The following is a 16,601-nucleotide window of genomic DNA, read 5'->3' on the forward strand; positions in this document are numbered from 1 at the left end:
ACGGTTTTTCGAGCTACCCTTTATGGGTCTTGCTATGCTGCCTTGAAAGCCAGCAGCGGCGCGCCATCGGCAACCTGGTCGCCGACCTCGTACAGCACTTCTTCCACCAGGCCGTCGCTCGGCGCGGAAATCGTGTGTTCCATCTTCATCGCTTCCATGATCACCAGCGGCTCCCCCTTTGCAACAATCTTGCCGGACTGGGCCAGCACCGCGACCACCTTGCCCGGCATGGGCGCCGTCAGGCGACCGCCCGCCGATTCAATCTCACCGGCATGTGCCATCGGGTCATTGTACGTCAGGGTGTGGTGGCGGCCGCCGGTAAACACGTGGAATGCGTCGCCGTCGCGGCGCACACAGCCGTGCAGGGCGGTCTCGCCCAGGCGCAGGGCCAGCTCGGCATCGTTCTGCGAGACTAGTTTTATGCGCTGACGCTGCTTATCAAGGTCAATTTCCCACCCACTATTGCGGTAAGTCAGACCGATGCGATAGTCGCCGTACTCATCGGTGAAGGACAAGGTGCGGCGGTAATCGCCATTCATGCGCCAGCCGCTTGCCTGGCTCCATGGGTCGGCGTCGTTGGCGGCGCCGTGCACGGTTTCGGCCTCGAGGAGGGCGAGCGCGGCCAGGGCCAGGGCGCCGAGCGGGGCTGGAGCTGCGGGCGGGAAAAGTGAGGATTGATTGCGTTCGATCAAACCCGTGTCGAGGTCGGCGCTGGCGAACGCTTGGCCTTCGACCAGGCGCTTCAGGAAAGCAATATTGGTGGCCAGGCCGACGATGCGGAACTCGCTCAGGGCCTGCGACATGCGCGCCAGCGCCTGGGTGCGATCGGCGCCCCAGACGATCAGCTTGGCGATCATCGGATCGTAGAACGGCGAGATCGTATCGCCCTCGCGCACGCCGGAGTCGACGCGCACGGCGGCCGGCGCCGTTGCCCCGCCGAGACCATCCGCGCCGAGCTCGAACGCCACCGCCTGCGGCACGTCCATGTGGCGCAAGGTGCCGATCGACGGCAGGAAGCCCTTCTCGGGATTTTCGGCATACACGCGCGCCTCGATCGCGTGGCCGTGGATGCCGAGTTCATGCTGCTTCTTCGGCAGCGGCTCGCCAAAGGCGACGCGCAACTGCCATTCGACCAGGTCGGTGCCGGTGATCATCTCGGTCACCGGATGCTCGACCTGCAGGCGGGTGTTCATCTCCATGAAATAGAACGAACCGTCCTGGTTGGCGATGAATTCCACGGTGCCGGCGCCGACGTAGCCGACCGCGCGCGCGGCATTCACCGCGGCCTCGCCCATGGCCGCGCGGCGGTCCGCCGGCATGCCCGGGGCCGGCGCTTCTTCCAGCACCTTCTGGTGGCGGCGCTGCACCGAGCAGTCGCGCTCGTGCAGGTAGACGCAACCACCCAGGCTGTCGGCGAAGACCTGGATCTCGATGTGGCGCGGGCGGATCAGGTATTTCTCGACCAGCACCTTGTCGTCGCCGAAGCTGGAGATCGCCTCACGCTTGCACGAGGCCAGCGCGGCTTCGAAATCTTCCGAACGCTCGACCACGCGCATGCCCTTGCCGCCGCCGCCGGCGCTGGCCTTGAGCAGCACCGGGTAACCGATGCGGTCGGCCTGCTGGCGGAGAAAGCCAGGATCCTGCTCGTCGCCGTGGTAGCCCGGCACCAGCGGCACGTTGGCGCTCTCCATCAGCTGCTTGGCGGCCGACTTCGAACCCATCGCGCGCATCGAGGATGCCGGCGGGCCGATGAACACCAGGCCGGCGGCCTGCACCGCATCCGCGAACTCGGCGTTCTCGGACAGGAAGCCGTAGCCGGGGTGGATCGCCTGGGCGCCGGTGGCCTTGGCGACCTCGATGATCTTGCTGCCGCGCAGATAGCTGTCCTTGGCGGCCGCGGGGCCGATCAGGACCGCCTCATCGCACACCGCGACGTGTTTTGCGCCGGCGTCGGCCTCGGAATACACGGCGACGGTACGAATACCCATGCGGCGCGCGGTGGCGGCCACACGGCAGGCGATTTCGCCACGGTTGGCGATGAGGATCTTGGTGAACATGCGCTTTATCTTTCGCTTATGGTTGTTCGAAGAAGGTTGCGGCCTTGTCTCCCCGGCCGCCTTCGTCATTGCCGCCAGTGGCGGCAATGACTTCCCGCGTAGGCGGGAAGCTAAGTTTTCTTAACACCCGCAGGCTTCCTTCTGCACCGAATCGAGCGTGGCGGCGCGCGTCTTGAGGCCCAGCTTCTCGAGCAGCACGCGGTCGTCGTCGGCTTCCGGATTGTCGGTGGTGAGCAGCTTGTCGCCGTAGAAGATCGAGTTGGCGCCGGCCATGAAGCACATCGCCTGCACCGCTTCGCCCAGCTCGCGGCGGCCCGCCGACAGGCGCACGCGCGCTTGCGGCATGGTGATGCGCGCAACCGCGATGGTGCGCACGAATTCGATCGGGTCCAGCTTCTCCATGCCGTGCAGCGGCGTGCCCGCCACCTGCACCAGGTGGTTGACCGGCACCGATTCCGGATACGGGTTCAGGTTGGCCAGCTGGGCGATCAGGCCGGCGCGCTGTTCGCGCGTCTCGCCCATGCCGACGATGCCGCCGCAGCAGACCTTCAGGCCCGCTTCGCGTACGCGACCCAGCGTGTCCAGGCGGTCCTGGTATTCGCGGGTGGAGATGACGTTGTTATAGAAATCCGGCGCGGTATCGATATTGTGGTTGTAGTAGTCCAGGCCCGCTTTCTTCAGCTGCTCGGCCTGTCCGGCCTCCAGCATGCCCAGCGTGGCGCAGGTCTCCATGCCCAGCGCTTTCACTTCGCGCACCATGGTCTCGACCTTTTCCATGTCGCGCTCCTTCGGGCTGCGCCAGGCGGCCCCCATGCAGAAGCGGGTCGCGCCGCTGGCCTTGGCCGCGCGCGCCGCATCCAGCACGGTGTCGATGTCGAGGATCTTCTTGGCTTCGACGCCGGTATCGTAGCGCGCCGCCTGCGGGCAGTAGCCGCAGTCTTCCTCGCAGCCGCCGGTCTTGATCGACAGCAGGGTCGCCAGTTCGACGTCGCCGTCCGGGAAGTATTCGCGGTGCAGGGTCGAGGCGCGGTGCATCAGCTCGGGGAAGGGCAGCTCGAACAGCGCGAGCACGTCGGCCAGCGGCCAGGTGGCGTTTTCCGCAGGCTTGATGGCGGCCGCAGGACGGTGCAGGGCGATGGTATTCATATCGGACATGGTGGTTCCTTCAGGACTTGCCTCGCGTGGACGGCCATCCCGGCAGTCCAGCGAGATCGATGAATTCGGCCGCCGCGGCGGCCGTCGGTGTTTGCAGGCGCGGCACGCGGCCCAGCAGCGGCGCCGGGATGCGCTGTGTCAGCGCCTCGATGTTCTCTTGCTCATGATGCATCTCGGGCGCCAGCGTATTGGCGACCCAGCCGGCCAGCACCAGGCCGCGCGCAACGATCGCTTCGACCGTGAGCAGGGCGTGGCTGATGCAGCCCAGGCGCATGCCGACCACCAGGATCACCGGCAGGTTCAGTTGCGCGGCCAGGTCGGCGCTGTCGAAGCTGTCGTTGAACGGCACCCGGAAGCCGCCCACGCCCTCGACCACGACGGCGTCGGACGCGGCCTGGATCTCGGCGAAGGCGGCGATGATCGGCGCCGATTCGATGGTGACGTTCTCCAGCGCGGCGGCGATGTGGGGCGCCGCCGGTTCGCGCAGCATGTACGGCGTCGTGATCGACGAAGGCAGGTGCACGTTGCCGGCGTTGAACAGCATGTCGGCGTCGTCGTTATGCAGTTCGCCGTCGCGCAGTTCGGCGCCGGCCGCCACCGGCTTCATGCCGCAGGCGCGCACGCCGCTGGCGGCGAGCTTGTGCAGGATGGCGCTGGAGACCAGCGTCTTGCCGATCTCGGTGTCGGTGCCGGTGACGAAGCAGGCGAAGCGCGAGGGCAGTCCGTCGATGGAGCGCGCCTCGAGCTCCGGCTCCAGGGCAGGCTCGTCGAGCTCGGCCTCGGGCAGCGCGGGCGGCGGTGCGGCGATCGGGTCGTCGGTCTCGTTGAGGTTTTTCATGGGGTCTTTTCCAGTCTGTTGAGCGCCTCCGCCAGCTGCGCTACGTCGTCGATGCCGTGGGCGGCCGACAAGGTCACGCGCAAACGCGCAGTACCCGGCGCTACGGTTGGCGGGCGGATCGCGGGCACCCACAGGCCCTGCTCATGCAGGGCGGCGGAGGCGCGCAACGCGTCGTCGTTGCTGCCGATGATGACGGGCTGGATCGCGGTGTGCGACGCGACCAGTTTCCAACGCTGGAAATCCAGCGATTCGCGCAATTGCTTGATAAGTCCCGCCAGGTGGGCGCGTCGCTCTGCACCCTCGGCATCGCCTATGATATCAAGGCTGGCGAGCAGGGCGTGCGCGAGGGCCGGCGGGCAGGCCGTGGTGTAGATATAGGGACGGGCGCGCTGCACCAGCAATTCGATCACGCTGGCGTGCGCGGCGACGAAGGCGCCGCCGACGCCGGCCGCCTTGCCGAGCGTGCCCATATAGACCAGGTTGGGCGAGCGGAGGCCAAAGTGTTCGAGCGCGCCGCGCCCGTTCGCCCCCAGCACGCCGAAGCCGTGGGCGTCGTCGACCACCAGCCAGGCGCCGTGACGTTCGCACACGGCCAGCAATGCCGGCAGCGGGGCCAGGTTGCCGTCCATGCTGAAGACGCTGTCGGTGACGACGATTTTCGTGCCGGCGGTGCTTGCCGCGAGTTGCGCCCCTAGCGCCTCGACGTCGCCATGCGGATAGACCGTGACGCCGGCCTTCGCCAGGCGGGCGCCGTCGATCAGCGAGGCGTGGTTCAGCGCCTCGGAAAAGATCATGGCGTCGGCGTCCTGGCCCAGCGCGGTCAGGATCGCCAGGTTGGCCATATAGCCGGTGCACAGCGTGAGCGCGCGCGCCTGTTCAAGGTGCGGCGCCATCCACTCGGCCAGGCGCTCTTCCAGCACGTGATGCGCGCGGCCGTGGCCCGACACCAGGTGCGAGGCGCCGCTGCCGGCGCCATACAGCGATGCGCCCGCGCGCAACCCTTCGATGACCAGGGGGTGCGACGCCAGGCCGAGGTAGTCGTTGCTGCAGAAGGCCAGCAATTCGCGGCCGTCCACGATCTGGCGCGGCGCGCAGGCGCCGTCGGTCACGCGACGCTTGCGCACCAGGCTGTGGGCGGCGAGCGCGTCGAGCTTGCGGTCGATGGCGGCGATCAGGTTCATGGCCGGATCACCGACTCGAAGGTCTTGAGGGTGCGTGCGGCCAGGCCGGCGACGACTTCGTCGTCCAGCACGTAGGGCGGCATCAGGTAGACGGTGCGGCCGATCGGGCGCAGCAGCAGTTCGTTCTCCACCGCGGTGGAGAAGAATCGGCGCGAGAAGGTCGAGGCGCGATCCTTGTCCGGTTCGATGGCGTCGAACGCGAAGATCATGCCGCGCTGGCGGAAGTGGCGCGCGCGTTCATGTTCTGCCAGCGGCGCCAGCGCGATCGTCATCTTCGTCGCCAGCTCGCGATTGCGGTTCAGGACATCGTCCTCCTCGAAGATGTCGAGCGTGGCCAGCGCGGCGCGGCAGGCCAGCGGATTGCCGGTGTACGAGTGCGAGTGCAGGAAGCCGCGCGTGATGTCTTCGCTGTAGAAGGCCTGGTAGATGTCGTCCCGGGTGAGCACCAGCGACAGCGGCAGGTAGCCGCCGCTGATGCCTTTCGACAGGCACAGGAAGTCGGGCCAGATCGAAGCCTGCTCACAGGCGAAGAAGGTGCCGGTGCGTCCGCAGCCGACCGCGATCTCGTCGGCGATCAGGTGCACCTGGTGCTGGTCGCACAGGTCGCGCAGCAATTCGAGGTAGAGCGGGTCGTACATCGCCATGCCGGTCGCGCACTGCACCAGCGGTTCGACGATGATGGCGGCGATGTTGTCGCCGCGCTGTTCGAACAGTTCCTTCACTTCCAGGATCGCGCGGCGCGCCACGTCCTGGGCGGTCTCGCCTTCCGCCGCGTTGCGCGCATCCGGTGCGCTCACCACGTGGGAGGCGCGCAGCAGCGGGCCGTAGGCATCCTTGAACAGCGGGACGTCGGTGACCGACAGCGCACCGATGGTCTCGCCGTGGTAGCTGCCCTGCAGGCAGACGAATTCCTGCTTGGCGGTGTTGCCGGCGTTGCGCCAGGCGTGGAAGCTCATCTTCATCGCGATCTCGACCGCGGAAGCGCCGTCCGAGGCGAAGGTGGCGTGGCCCAGCGCGTGGCCGGTGAGCTTCGAGAGGCGTTCGGCCAGCTCGACCACCGGCGCATGCGTGAAGCCGGCCAGCATCGCGTGTTCGAGCTTGTCCAGTTGGTCCTTGAGCGCGGCGTTGATGCGCGGGTTCGCGTGGCCGAACATATTGACCCACCACGAGCTGATGCCGTCCAGGTAGCGCTTGCCGTCATAGTCATAGAGCCACGGACCCTTGCCATGGCTGACCGCGATCAGCGGCACCTCCTCGTGGTGCTGCATTTGCGTGCAGGGATGCCATACGCTGCGCAGGCTGCGCGCGATCCACTCGGCGGAGGTCGATTGAGTCACTTCAGGTTTCCAATTTCTATGTTTGCAGCCATGTGGGCTTGCGTTTTTCAAGGAAGGAGGCCACGCCTTCCCGTCCTTCCAGCGAGGCGCGGATGGCGGCGATGCGGCCGGCGGTATCCGCCAGCAACGCGTCGTCGACCGGTTTGCCGACGATGTCGCGCACCAGCGTCTTGGCTTGCCTCACGGCGTTCGGGCTGTTGTTGACCAGGGCACGGGCGATGCCGGCGACCGTCGCGTCGAGCGCGTCGGCGGCCACCACTTCATGCGCGAAGCCGATGCGGCGTGCTTCCGCTCCGTCGAAGCGTTCGGCGGTCAGGAAGTAGCGACGCGCGGCCTGTTCGCCCATGGCCTTGATCACGTAAGGCGAGATGGTAGCCGGAATCAGGCCGAGCTTCACTTCGGACAGGCAAAAACCCGCGTTGTCGACGGCGACGACGATGTCGCAGGCGGCCACCAGGCCCATGCCGCCGGCGTAGCAGTCGCCCTGCACCTTGGCCACGGTGGGCTTCGGACACAGGTAGATCGTGCGCAGCATATCGGCCAGGCGCAGCGCGTCTTCCTGGTTTTCTTCATGCGAGTAAGCGGCCATCTTCTTCATCCAGTTCAGGTCCGCGCCGGCGCAGAAGGCCGGGCCATTCGCGGCCAGGACGATGGCGCGCACCGTGTCGCTGCGGCCCAGTTCATCGAAGGCCAGCGCCAGTTCGGCGATCGCGTGCTCGTTGAAGGCGTTGCGCAGCTCGGGGCGGTTGAGGGTGACGGTGGCTACCTTGTCGGCGATCGCGATGGTGAGGGTTTGATAATCCATGTTCATCTCTCCTTACATGCGGAACACGCCGAACTTCGTATCCTCGATCGGCTTGTTCATTGCCGCCGAGAGGCCCAGGCCCAGCACCATGCGGGTGTCGCGCGGATCGATCACGCCATCGTCCCACAGGCGCGCGCTGGCGTAGTAGGGGTGGCCCTGGTGCTCGTACTGGTCCTTGATCGGTTGCTTGAACGCGGCTTCTTCCTCGGGCGACCATTGGCCACCCTTGCCTTCGATGCCGTCGCGCTTGATGGTGGCCAGCACGGACGCCGCCTGGTCGCCGCCCATCACCGAGATGCGCGCGTTCGGCCACATCCACAGGAAGCGCGGCGAGAAGGCGCGGCCGCACATGCCGTAGTTGCCTGCGCCGAAGGAGCCGCCGATGATGACGGTGAACTTCGGCACCGAGGCGGTGGCGACGGCGGTGACCATCTTGGCGCCGTTGCGGGCGATGCCTTCGTTTTCGTATTTGCGGCCGACCATGAAGCCGGTGATGTTTTGCAGGAAGACGAGCGGGATCTTGCGCTGGCAGCACAGTTCGATGAAGTGCGCGCCTTTCAATGCCGACTCCGAGAACAGGATGCCGTTGTTGGCGATGATGCCGACCTTCATGCCGTAGATGTGGGCGAAGCCGCACACCAGCGTCGTGCCATAACGGGCCTTGAACTCGTCGAACTCGCTGTTATCCACGACCCGCGCGATCACTTCGCGCACGTCGAACGGCTTGCGGGTGTCGACCGGGATCACGCCGTACAGCTCTTCAGGGGCGTATTTCGGCTCGACGCTGTCGCGCAGCGCGCCCCGCATTTCTCCCGACCTTGGCTTGACCCGGTTCAGGTTCGAGACGATCGTGCGCGCCAGCGCCAGCGCGTGCGGATCGTTCTGGGCCAGGTGGTCGGCCACGCCCGACAGGCGGGTGTGGACGTCGCCGCCGCCCAGGTCTTCGGCGCTGACCACTTCGCCGGTCGCGGCTTTTACCAGCGGCGGGCCGCCGAGGAAGATCGTGCCCTGTTCCTTGACGATGATCGACTCGTCGCTCATCGCCGGCACGTAGGCGCCGCCGGCGGTGCAGGAGCCCATCACCACGGCGATCTGCGGGATGCCCTTGGCCGACAGGTTCGCCTGGTTGTAGAAGATGCGGCCGAAGTGGTCGCGGTCGGGGAACACGTCGTCCTGGTTCGGCAGGTTGGCGCCGCCTGAATCGACCAGGTAGATGCAGGGCAGGTTGTTCTGCTCGGCGATCTCCTGCGCGCGCAGGTGTTTTTTCACCGTCATCGGATAATAAGTGCCGCCCTTGACGGTGGCATCGTTACACACGATCACGCACTCCTGGCCCGCGACGCGGCCGATGCCGGTGATGATGCCGGCGCTGGGGGCGGCGCCGTCATACATTTCATAGGCGGCCAGCTGGGAGAATTCGAGGAAGGGCGTGCCCGGATCGAGCAGGTGCTCGACGCGCTCGCGCGGCAGCAGCTTGCCCCTTGCAACATGCTTGGCGCAGGCGGCTTCACCGCCGCCCTGGGCCAGTTGCGCGACGCGCGCACGCAAGTCGTCCACCACCGCCTGCATTGCCGCTGCATTGGTCTTGAAGTCCTCGCCGCGCGGGTTCAGTTTGCTCTCGATCTGGGGCATGTGCCGTCCTCTGCTTTCGTCTCTTTTGTCGTCCGCCTCTCGCGGCGGTCACTTCTTGTCAGGGAAACTGCCGTCCAGGTAGAACCAGCGAAGCGCGCCATCCGGGCCGGACTCGCGCACGAAGCGGCTGACTTCATGCAGGCGGTGCGCACGGCCGCCGACCTTGAAGCGGGCGACGAATTCGACGCTATCCTCGTTGATACGGTTCGGGTCCTGCTCTGGATCGTCCGGCAATTCTGCTTTACGTTGACGTAAACGTAAAGCAGTTTTTATCTCGAGTCCGAGCCAGCGCATGGGCTCGGATTCGTCGATGATCGCTTCCTGCGGGCGGGTGCTTGGATGCCAGGTGGCAACCAGATAGGGCTCGTCCTTGAGCGTGAATGCGGTATACCGCGAGCGCATCAGGGTTTCGGCGGTCGGCGGCAGGGCCGCGCCGGCCAGGTAAGGGCCGCAGCATTGCTCGAACGCGGGGCCGCCGCAAGGGCAGGGAGAGGTGGGACGGGTGGACATGGCGGCAATTATCCGCGATTTCTCTCACGCCGGTCATGCGGGGCGCATGACGGTTCACCCCATGAGTGAAAAGGCAATCTGGCTTTATTGACGCAGCGTCAACCCATCCAACCCGAACGGCGGCGCCTTCCCCTGCACCAGGTCGGCCAGCACCGCCGCCGTCCCGCAGGCAAAGGTGAACCCCAACGGCCCGTGCCCGACGTTCAGCCACAGATTGTCATACCGGGTCGCCCCGACGATCGGCGCGCTGCTCGGCGTCGCCGGCCGCAATCCCGCCCACACCGCTACCTGCGAATAATCCGCCGCGCGCGGCATGGTTTCGCGCACCTGGCGCGTCAGGCCCTCGACCCGCTTCGGATCGAGGCGCAGGTCTTCGCCCACCATGTCGACCATGGCCGCCACCCGCAGCCGGTCGCCGATGCGCGCATACAGCACCTTGCGCTCGAAGTCGGTCACGCTGATTTCGGGCGCCACGTCGTCCTGGCGGATCGGGGCGGACAGGCTGTAGCCCTTGAGTGGATACAGCGGCAGGTGGATATCGATCGATTCGGCCAGGTCGCGGCTCTGGATCCCGGCCGCCAGCACGTAGGCGTCCGCCGTGAGCAGCCCGCTGGTCGTCTCGACGCCGCGAATGCGCGCACGCTCGGCGTACAGTCCGGTCGCCTCGCCATGGACGAAGCCGCGAAAGCGCGGGTGCGCGCGCAGGCGTTCGGCCAGGGCCAGGCAGAAGGCGTGGCAGTCGGCCACCGCCTCGCCGGCGTTGTAGATGCCGCCGGCCAGCAGGTGCTGGCTGGCGGCCAGCGCCGGTTCGCGCGCGCCGCATTCCTCGGGCGTCCAGACCTGGCCGGCGCCCGGTTTCGAGGCGGCCGCCTCGAACACCTCGCGCGAGCGGTAGACCACCAGCTTGCCGGCGTCGCGCCAGTGAAAGGCCTCGGGCGGCACCACCAGCTCGAGCTGCTGCATCGCTTGGCGCGAGCATTCCCCCAGCTCGAGCAGCTTGGCCGTGGTGCGGCGGTTGACGTCGGCGCGGCAGTGGGCCAGGAAGCTTGCCAGCCAGCGGTACTGGCGCAGGTCGGCCTCGGGCTTGAAGCGCAGCGGACCGTCGGCCTGGAACAGCCATTTGACGGCCTTGAGCGGAATACCCTCATCGGCCAACGGCGAGACGTAGCGGTAGCTGAGCTGGCCGCCATTGCCGTAGCTGGCGCCGCTGCCGACATCCGGCGCGCGCTCCAGCAGGGTGACGCCATAGCCGGCTTCCACCAGCCACCAGGCCGACGCCAGGCCGACGACGCCGCCGCCGATCACGATGATGTGCTGCATGCCAGACTCGTTTGTTCAAATAGGGGAAAGGAGCTTAGAGGCTGTACGGACAGGCCGCCAATGAATCGTGGGGGCGACGTCATAACCGGCATATATGTACGCATTTGCAGGGCCGTTCAGGCGGTTTGGCCGAGGATGGCGCGCCGGTAGACGCTCGCCAGGACGCGCTCCTCGTAGCGCGCCAGCGACGAGTCGCGGCCGGGTTGATCGCCTGGGTCGCGCGCGCTGCCACCGGCCAGCACCACGATGCCGTTGCCGGTGGTGCGGTCCATCGCGAAGATCGAGCGCAGGCCATAGGCGTCGCCCAGGTGGCCCACCGCGTCGAGGCCGGGCGTCAGCCACATCCCGGGACGGTCGGGATAATGGGCGTTGCCCAGGCCGCGCGGGCTGAGGATGCTGCCCAGCGGGTTGCCGTTGCCGCCGACACCGTCGTAACGCCAGTGGCGCGCGAACATCCGCTCGACCGTCGCCGCCTGCAGCAGGCGCTTGCCATCATGGACGCCGCCCGCCATCAGCATGCGCATGACGACGCCCAGATCGCGCGCCGAGATGCGCAGGCCGCCGGTCGGACTGAACGGCGTGGCGTTCGTGCCCGGCACGTAGCCGGCCAGGCCTGGGGGCGGCTGTATGTCGGGGGCGTCCACCTGCGCGACCCAAGGGCCGTTGGGTTGCCAGGTTTCGCTGTCCGCGGCGCGCTTGCGGTAGATGGTCGCCAGCCGGTCCTGCGCCGCCTTCGGCAGTTCGGACGGGTTGTAGCCGGCCTGCAGGCCGAGCGGTTGCAGCAGCAGGCGCGCCATCAGGCGGTCGAAGCGTTCGCCCGTCACGCGTTCCATGATCGTGCCGATCAGGCCGAAGCCCAGGTTGCAATAGGTGTAATAGGCGCCGTCGGGGCCGGCGAGCTGCGACCAGGCCGGCTGCACGTCCTTCAGCGCGGTCGTGGCCGGCCAGAAGTAGCCGCCGTCGTCGCGCAGCGAGGAGGTATGCAGCAGCAGGTGGCGCAGCGTGATCGCCTGGCTGGCGAAATGCGGATTGCGCAAATTGAAACCGAGGTAGCCGGAGACGTCGGCATCGAGGTCGACCTTGCCGCCTTCCAGCAGGCGCATCAGGCCGAGCGTGGTGACCAGCTTCGAGATCGAGGCGATGCGGTACAAGGTGTCGGGCGTGGCCGGGCGGTCGGGCGCGGCGCCGCTGCCGATGGTGCGGCGTCCGAACGCGCCTTCGTACACCGGCCGGCCGGCGCGCAGGGCCAGCACCGACAGGCTGGCCAGCGGAAAGGCAGGGTCGTCGACGACGGCGGCCAGCTCGGCGTCGAGCGAAGCCGCCGCGCCGCCGGATGCAGGTGGCATCGCCGCGAACAGCGGTTCCATGGCGCCCAGCATGACCATGCCGAGCAGGGATCGCCTGCCGTGATTCATGTCATTCCCTTTTATCGTGTTTGCCGGATCAGCATACGGAAAGCCCGAAACCCTTGCCTAATGAATAGCCGTAGGCAAGTCATAACTCTTTTGTATTGGTCTCAAGTGGTATGCTTCCACGGTATGAACACCCCCGGTCCCGGATTCCAGGTCAACCTGGACGACAATTCTCCCCTCTACATGCAGCTGGCGCGCAAGCTGGCGCAGGACGTGCGCGACGGCCGCTACCAGGCCGACCAGGCGCTGCCTTCCGAACGCATGCTGTCCGAACAGCTCGACGTCTCGCGCGTCACCGCGCGCAAGGCGATCGACCAGCTGGTCGAGCAGGGCCTGGTGGTGCGCCGCCGCGGCTCGGGCAACTATATCGCCCCGCGCATCGAGCAGCCGCTGTCGAACCTGTCGAGTTTTTCGGAACAGCTGCAGCAGCGCGGCTATACCCCGAGGTCCGAGTGGCTGCGCCGCGAAGTGATACTGGCCGACGCCGACGAGCAGCTCTCGCTGGGCCTCTCGCCCGGCGCGCGGGTGGCGCGCCTGGAACGCCTGCGCCTGGCCGACGACGTCGTGATGGCCTACGAGATCAGCGTGATCCCGGCCACGGTGCTGCCGCGCCCCGATGGCGTGGCCGCGTCGCTCTACGCCCACCTGGGCAAGAGCGGCCACATGCCGGTGCGCGCGCTGCAGCACATCCGCGCCATGAACGCCGACGCCGGGCTGGCGGCGCGCCTGGACGTGCCGGAAGGCCGCGCGGTGCTGTTCATCACCCGCGTCGGCTACCTGGAATCGGGCGAGCCGGTGGAGTTGACCCATTCCTATTGCCGCAGCGACCATTACGACTTCGTGGCCGAGTTGCGGCGGCCGGCGTAGGCCCGACCCCTGCGCCGGGTCGCCCGCATAACCTCGCGGCATGGCGGCGGCCGATCCTTTCATGGGATGGCTTGCCGAATTGGTATTACACTGGTTTCATCAAAAAACCATTTTCGAGACACGGCGATGCTCAATACCGAAACCCCTTCCCAGGCGCACGCCGCCCTCGACCAGTACCCGACCACCGAACTGGTGAACGTCTTCGTCGATGACCAGCTCCAGGCCGTCGAAGCGGTGCGCAAGGCCGCGCCGCGCATCGCCGCCGCCGTCACCGCCGCGCTGCCGCGCATGGAGGCGGGCGGACGCCTGATCTATGTCGGCGCCGGCACCTCGGGCCGCCTGGGGGTGCTCGACAGCGTCGAGCTGTACCCGACCTTCTCCTGGCCGCATGGGCGCGCGGTGGCGCTGCTGGCCGGCGGGAGCGACGCGATGTTCGTCGCGGTCGAAGGCGCCGAAGACGATTTCGCCCAGGGCGCTGCCGACCTGCAGGGCGTGAACGTGGGGCCGGACGACGTGGTGCTGGCGATTGCCGCATCGGGCGGTACGCCGTACGTGCTGGGCGCCATCCAGGCCGCGCGTGCGGTCGGCGCGCTGACGATCGGCTTCGCCAACAATCCGGACGCGCCGGTCACGCAGGAAGCCGAAATCGGCGTCACGCTCGACACCGGGCCCGAAGTCGTCTCGGGCAGCACGCGCCTGAAGGCCGGCACCTCGCAAAAGATCGCGCTGAACACCTTTTCCAGCGCACTGATGGTGCGTTTGAACAAGGTCTACGGCAACCTGATGGTAGACTTGAAGGCTACCAATGCCAAACTGGTACGGCGCGCGATCCGTCTCACCAGCTTCGCCACCGGCGCCGACGAAGAGGCCGCGCGGGCGGTGCTGGAGCAATGCGGATTCCACGTCAAGACCGCCATCGTGGCCTTGTCCAAACAAACCAGTGTCGAGCAGGCGCAAGCGCTGCTGGAAGCGGCGCGCGGCAGCGTGCGCCAGGCGCTCGCGTAAGCGCGTTTCCGCAGCCCTGGCCTGATGGCACAAGAAAGAGACATGCATAAACCGCAAGCGAACCGCCCGTGGCTGTGGGTGCCGTCCCTGTACTTCGCCCAGGCCATCCCCTACGTCGTGGTGATGAACCTGACCGTCATCATGTACAAGGACATGGGGATCTCGAATTCCGACATCGCCTTCTACACCAGCCTGCTGTACCTGCCGTGGGTGATCAAGCCGCTGTGGTCGCCCATCGTCGACATGTTCGGCACCAAGCGCCGCTGGACCGTGCTGCTGCAGATCGTGGTCGGCGCGTCGCTGATCGCGGTCGGCACCGTATTGCACACACCCGCCTTCTTCGCCGTCAGCCTGGCCGTCATGTGGATCATGGCGTTCAGCTCGGCCACCCACGACATCTCGGCCGACGGCTTCTACATGCTGGGCCTGCGCCAGCAGCAGCAGGCCGCCTTCGTCGGCGTGCGCAGCACCTTCTATCGCCTCGCGACCCTGGTCGGACAAGGCCCGCTGGTGGTGCTGGCCGGTTACCTGGCGGTCAGCCTGGGCGACGTCAGGCAAGCCTGGGCGATCGTGTTCTACGTGCTGGCCGGGATCTTCTTCGCCGCGTTTGCCTGGCACCAGTTCGTGCTGCCGGTGCCCGAGGACGATCGTCCCGCCCCGACCACCAATAATCCGCTGCGCGATTTCTTCGGCACCTTCGCCGCCTTCTTCAAGAAGCGCGACATCTGGATGATCGTCGCCTTCATCCTCACCTTCCGCCTGGGCGAGGCCCAGCTGCTGAAGCTCGTGGCGCCGTTCCTGAAGGACCCGGTCAGCGAAGGCGGCCTGGGGCTCACCACCGCCGAATACGGCATCGCCTACGGCACCGTCGGCATCATCGCCCTGACCCTGGGCGGCCTGGCCGGCGGCTGGCTGATCTCGCGCCTGGGGCTCAAGCGCTGCCTGTGGCTGATGGTGTTCGCGATCCACCTGCCGGACCTGGTCTTCGTCTACCTGTCGCAGACCCAGCCTACCGACCTGGTGACGGTGTCCGCCTTCCTGGCGCTCGAGCAGTTCGGCTACGGCTTCGGCTTCACGGCCATGATGATGTACATGATCATGGTGGCCGACGGTCCCAATAAAACCGCGCACTATGCGATCTGCACCGGCCTGATGGCCCTCGGCATGATGGTGCCGGGCATGTGGAGCGGCGACCTGCAGGAATACCTGGGCTACAAGCACTTCTTCATCTGGACCTGCCTGGCGACGATCCCCGCGTTCATCGTGGCGGCGCTGGTCAGGATCGATCCCGAATTCGGGAAAAAATAACGGGCCATGATCGACGCACCGGCGCGCCTGACATCGCTCGACGCCTTCCGCGGCTTCACCATCGCCGCGATGGTGCTCGTGAATAACCCGGGCGACTGGGGCCACCTGCATGCGCAGCTCGCGCATGCGGCCTGGCATGGCTGGACGTTCACCGACACGATCTTCCCTTTCTTTTTATTCATCGGCGGCGTCGCGATGGCGCTGTCGCTGGGCCGCCTGGCCGCCGCCGGCGCAGACAGGCCGCAGCTGCTGATCAAACTCGCCAAACGCGCCGCGTTGATCTTCCTGATCGGCTTCCTGCTCAACCTGATCCCGCGTTTCGACTGGGGCAGCGTGCGCATTCCCGGTGTGCTGCAGCGCATCGCCCTGTGCACGCTGGTGGCGGCGCCGCTGGTGGTCTACCTGCGCTGGCGCGGCCAGGCGCTTGCCATCTTCCTGCTGCTGGCGCTGTACAGCGTCCTGATGCTCCTCGTTCCGGTTCCCGGCATCGGCGCCGGCGTACTGGAACCGGGCCAGGACGTCGGCGCCTGGATCGACCGCGCCCTGATAGGCGGTCACCTGTGGGCGCAAGCGAAGACCTGGGACCCGGAAGGCCTGGTGTCCACGCTTCCGGCCGTGTGCAGCCTGCTGTTCGGCGTGCTGGCCGGCCGGTTGCTGCTCTCGACACTTCCGCGCACCGAGCAGGTCGTATGGCTGATGCTGGCGGGACTGGCCTGCCTGGCGCTGGGTTCCACGCTCGACGCGGTCCTCATGCCGATCAATAAAAGCCTGTGGACGCCGTCGTTCTGCCTGTTGATGAGCGGCTGGGCGCTGCTGGCCTTCGGCGCCAGCTACTGGCTGCTGGACGCGGCGCCGTCAACGGCGCTGCGCGAGCGCATGCAGCGCCTGAGTACCCCTTTCGTCATCTACGGCATGAACGCGCTGTTCATCTTCGCGCTCTCGGGCCTCATCGCCAAGATGCTCGGTTTTATCAAATTCACCCAGCCGGACGGCAGCCAGCTCGCGCTCGGCCGGCTCCTGTACGCGCCATTCGCCGCGCTGCCGCTGGACCCACGCAACACCTCATTACTGTACGCCATCGCTTTCAACGCCTGCATGTTTGCCATCGCCTGGTGCATGTGGCGCAAGCGCTGGTTCGTCAAAGTCTGAACCGAACACACAAGGAGCCACTTTG

General features: G+C 66.9%; 14 protein-coding genes. 4 read left to right on the forward strand and 10 right to left on the reverse strand.

Translation table 11 applies throughout. The annotated features are described in order from the left end of the window. Positions 1–32: 32 nt before the first annotated feature. From DIR46_RS14070 to DIR46_RS14115, 10 genes are all read right to left on the reverse strand, one after another. Positions 33–2,057 carry an acetyl/propionyl/methylcrotonyl-CoA carboxylase subunit alpha gene (locus DIR46_RS14070; RefSeq protein ID WP_109345787.1) on the reverse strand — a complete coding sequence of 675 codons (2,025 nt, stop codon included), beginning with the start codon at positions 2,055–2,057 and terminating at the stop codon, positions 33–35. A gap of 120 nt (positions 2,058–2,177) precedes the next feature. After that, complete coding sequence (gene bioB, locus DIR46_RS14075) at positions 2,178–3,203, reverse strand: biotin synthase BioB (protein WP_109348027.1); 1,026 nt, start codon at positions 3,201–3,203, stop codon at positions 2,178–2,180. A 19-nt stretch (positions 3,204–3,222) separates the two neighbouring features. Further along, positions 3,223–4,050 carry a dethiobiotin synthase gene (gene bioD, locus DIR46_RS14080; protein ID WP_109345788.1) on the reverse strand — a complete coding sequence of 276 codons (828 nt, stop codon included), beginning with the start codon at positions 4,048–4,050 and terminating at the stop codon, positions 3,223–3,225. Then, positions 4,047–5,231, reverse strand: coding sequence for an 8-amino-7-oxononanoate synthase (bioF, locus tag DIR46_RS14085; protein ID WP_109345789.1), 1,185 nt, complete (start codon positions 5,229–5,231; stop codon positions 4,047–4,049). Before bioF ends, bioD begins: the two co-directional genes overlap by 4 nt. Beyond that, on the reverse strand, positions 5,228–6,568 hold the full coding sequence (gene bioA / locus DIR46_RS14090; protein WP_109345790.1) for an adenosylmethionine--8-amino-7-oxononanoate transaminase: 1,341 nt from the start codon (positions 6,566–6,568) through the stop codon (positions 5,228–5,230). Before bioA ends, bioF begins: the two co-directional genes overlap by 4 nt. Positions 6,569–6,584: 16 nt before the next feature. Beyond that, entirely contained in the window at positions 6,585–7,373 is a 789-nt protein-coding gene (locus tag DIR46_RS14095; RefSeq protein ID WP_109348028.1) for an enoyl-CoA hydratase/isomerase family protein, read from the reverse strand. Positions 7,374–7,385: 12 nt separating this feature from the next. Beyond that, entirely contained in the window at positions 7,386–9,005 is a 1,620-nt protein-coding gene (locus tag DIR46_RS14100) for a carboxyl transferase domain-containing protein (protein ID WP_109345791.1), read from the reverse strand. A gap of 48 nt (positions 9,006–9,053) precedes the next feature. Next, positions 9,054–9,515 (reverse strand): YchJ family protein, encoded by a 462-nt coding sequence (locus tag DIR46_RS14105; RefSeq protein WP_109345792.1) that lies wholly within the window; start codon positions 9,513–9,515, stop codon positions 9,054–9,056. Positions 9,516–9,599: 84 nt separating this feature from the next. Beyond that, on the reverse strand, positions 9,600–10,835 hold the full coding sequence (locus DIR46_RS14110) for a D-amino acid dehydrogenase (RefSeq protein ID WP_109345793.1): 1,236 nt from the start codon (positions 10,833–10,835) through the stop codon (positions 9,600–9,602). Between the two features lie 116 nt (positions 10,836–10,951). Next, positions 10,952–12,250 (reverse strand): serine hydrolase domain-containing protein, encoded by a 1,299-nt coding sequence (locus DIR46_RS14115; RefSeq protein WP_109345794.1) that lies wholly within the window; start codon positions 12,248–12,250, stop codon positions 10,952–10,954. A 123-nt stretch (positions 12,251–12,373) separates the two neighbouring features. Between DIR46_RS14115 and DIR46_RS14120 the strand changes: the two genes are divergently transcribed. The 4 genes from DIR46_RS14120 to DIR46_RS14135 all read left to right on the forward strand — a co-directional run bounded on the left by DIR46_RS14120 (position 12,374) and on the right by DIR46_RS14135 (position 16,576). Further along, complete coding sequence (locus tag DIR46_RS14120; RefSeq protein ID WP_109345795.1) at positions 12,374–13,114, forward strand: GntR family transcriptional regulator; 741 nt, start codon at positions 12,374–12,376, stop codon at positions 13,112–13,114. A 126-nt stretch (positions 13,115–13,240) separates the two neighbouring features. Then, the gene (murQ, locus tag DIR46_RS14125) at positions 13,241–14,119 is read left to right on the forward strand and encodes an N-acetylmuramic acid 6-phosphate etherase (RefSeq protein WP_109345796.1); all 879 of its coding nucleotides are present in this window, start codon (positions 13,241–13,243) and stop codon (positions 14,117–14,119) included. A gap of 42 nt (positions 14,120–14,161) precedes the next feature. Then, positions 14,162–15,427 carry an MFS transporter gene (locus tag DIR46_RS14130; protein WP_109345797.1) on the forward strand — a complete coding sequence of 422 codons (1,266 nt, stop codon included), beginning with the start codon at positions 14,162–14,164 and terminating at the stop codon, positions 15,425–15,427. 6 nt (positions 15,428–15,433) lie between these two features. After that, positions 15,434–16,576: an acyltransferase family protein gene (locus DIR46_RS14135; RefSeq protein WP_109345798.1), complete on the forward strand. Its 1,143-nt coding sequence runs from the start codon at positions 15,434–15,436 to the stop codon at positions 16,574–16,576. The last annotated feature ends 25 nt before the right edge of the window (positions 16,577–16,601 follow it).

It is taken from the genome of Massilia oculi, assembly GCF_003143515.1.
In the GTDB taxonomy this organism is placed as follows: Bacteria; Pseudomonadota; Gammaproteobacteria; order Burkholderiales; family Burkholderiaceae_D; genus Telluria; species Telluria oculi.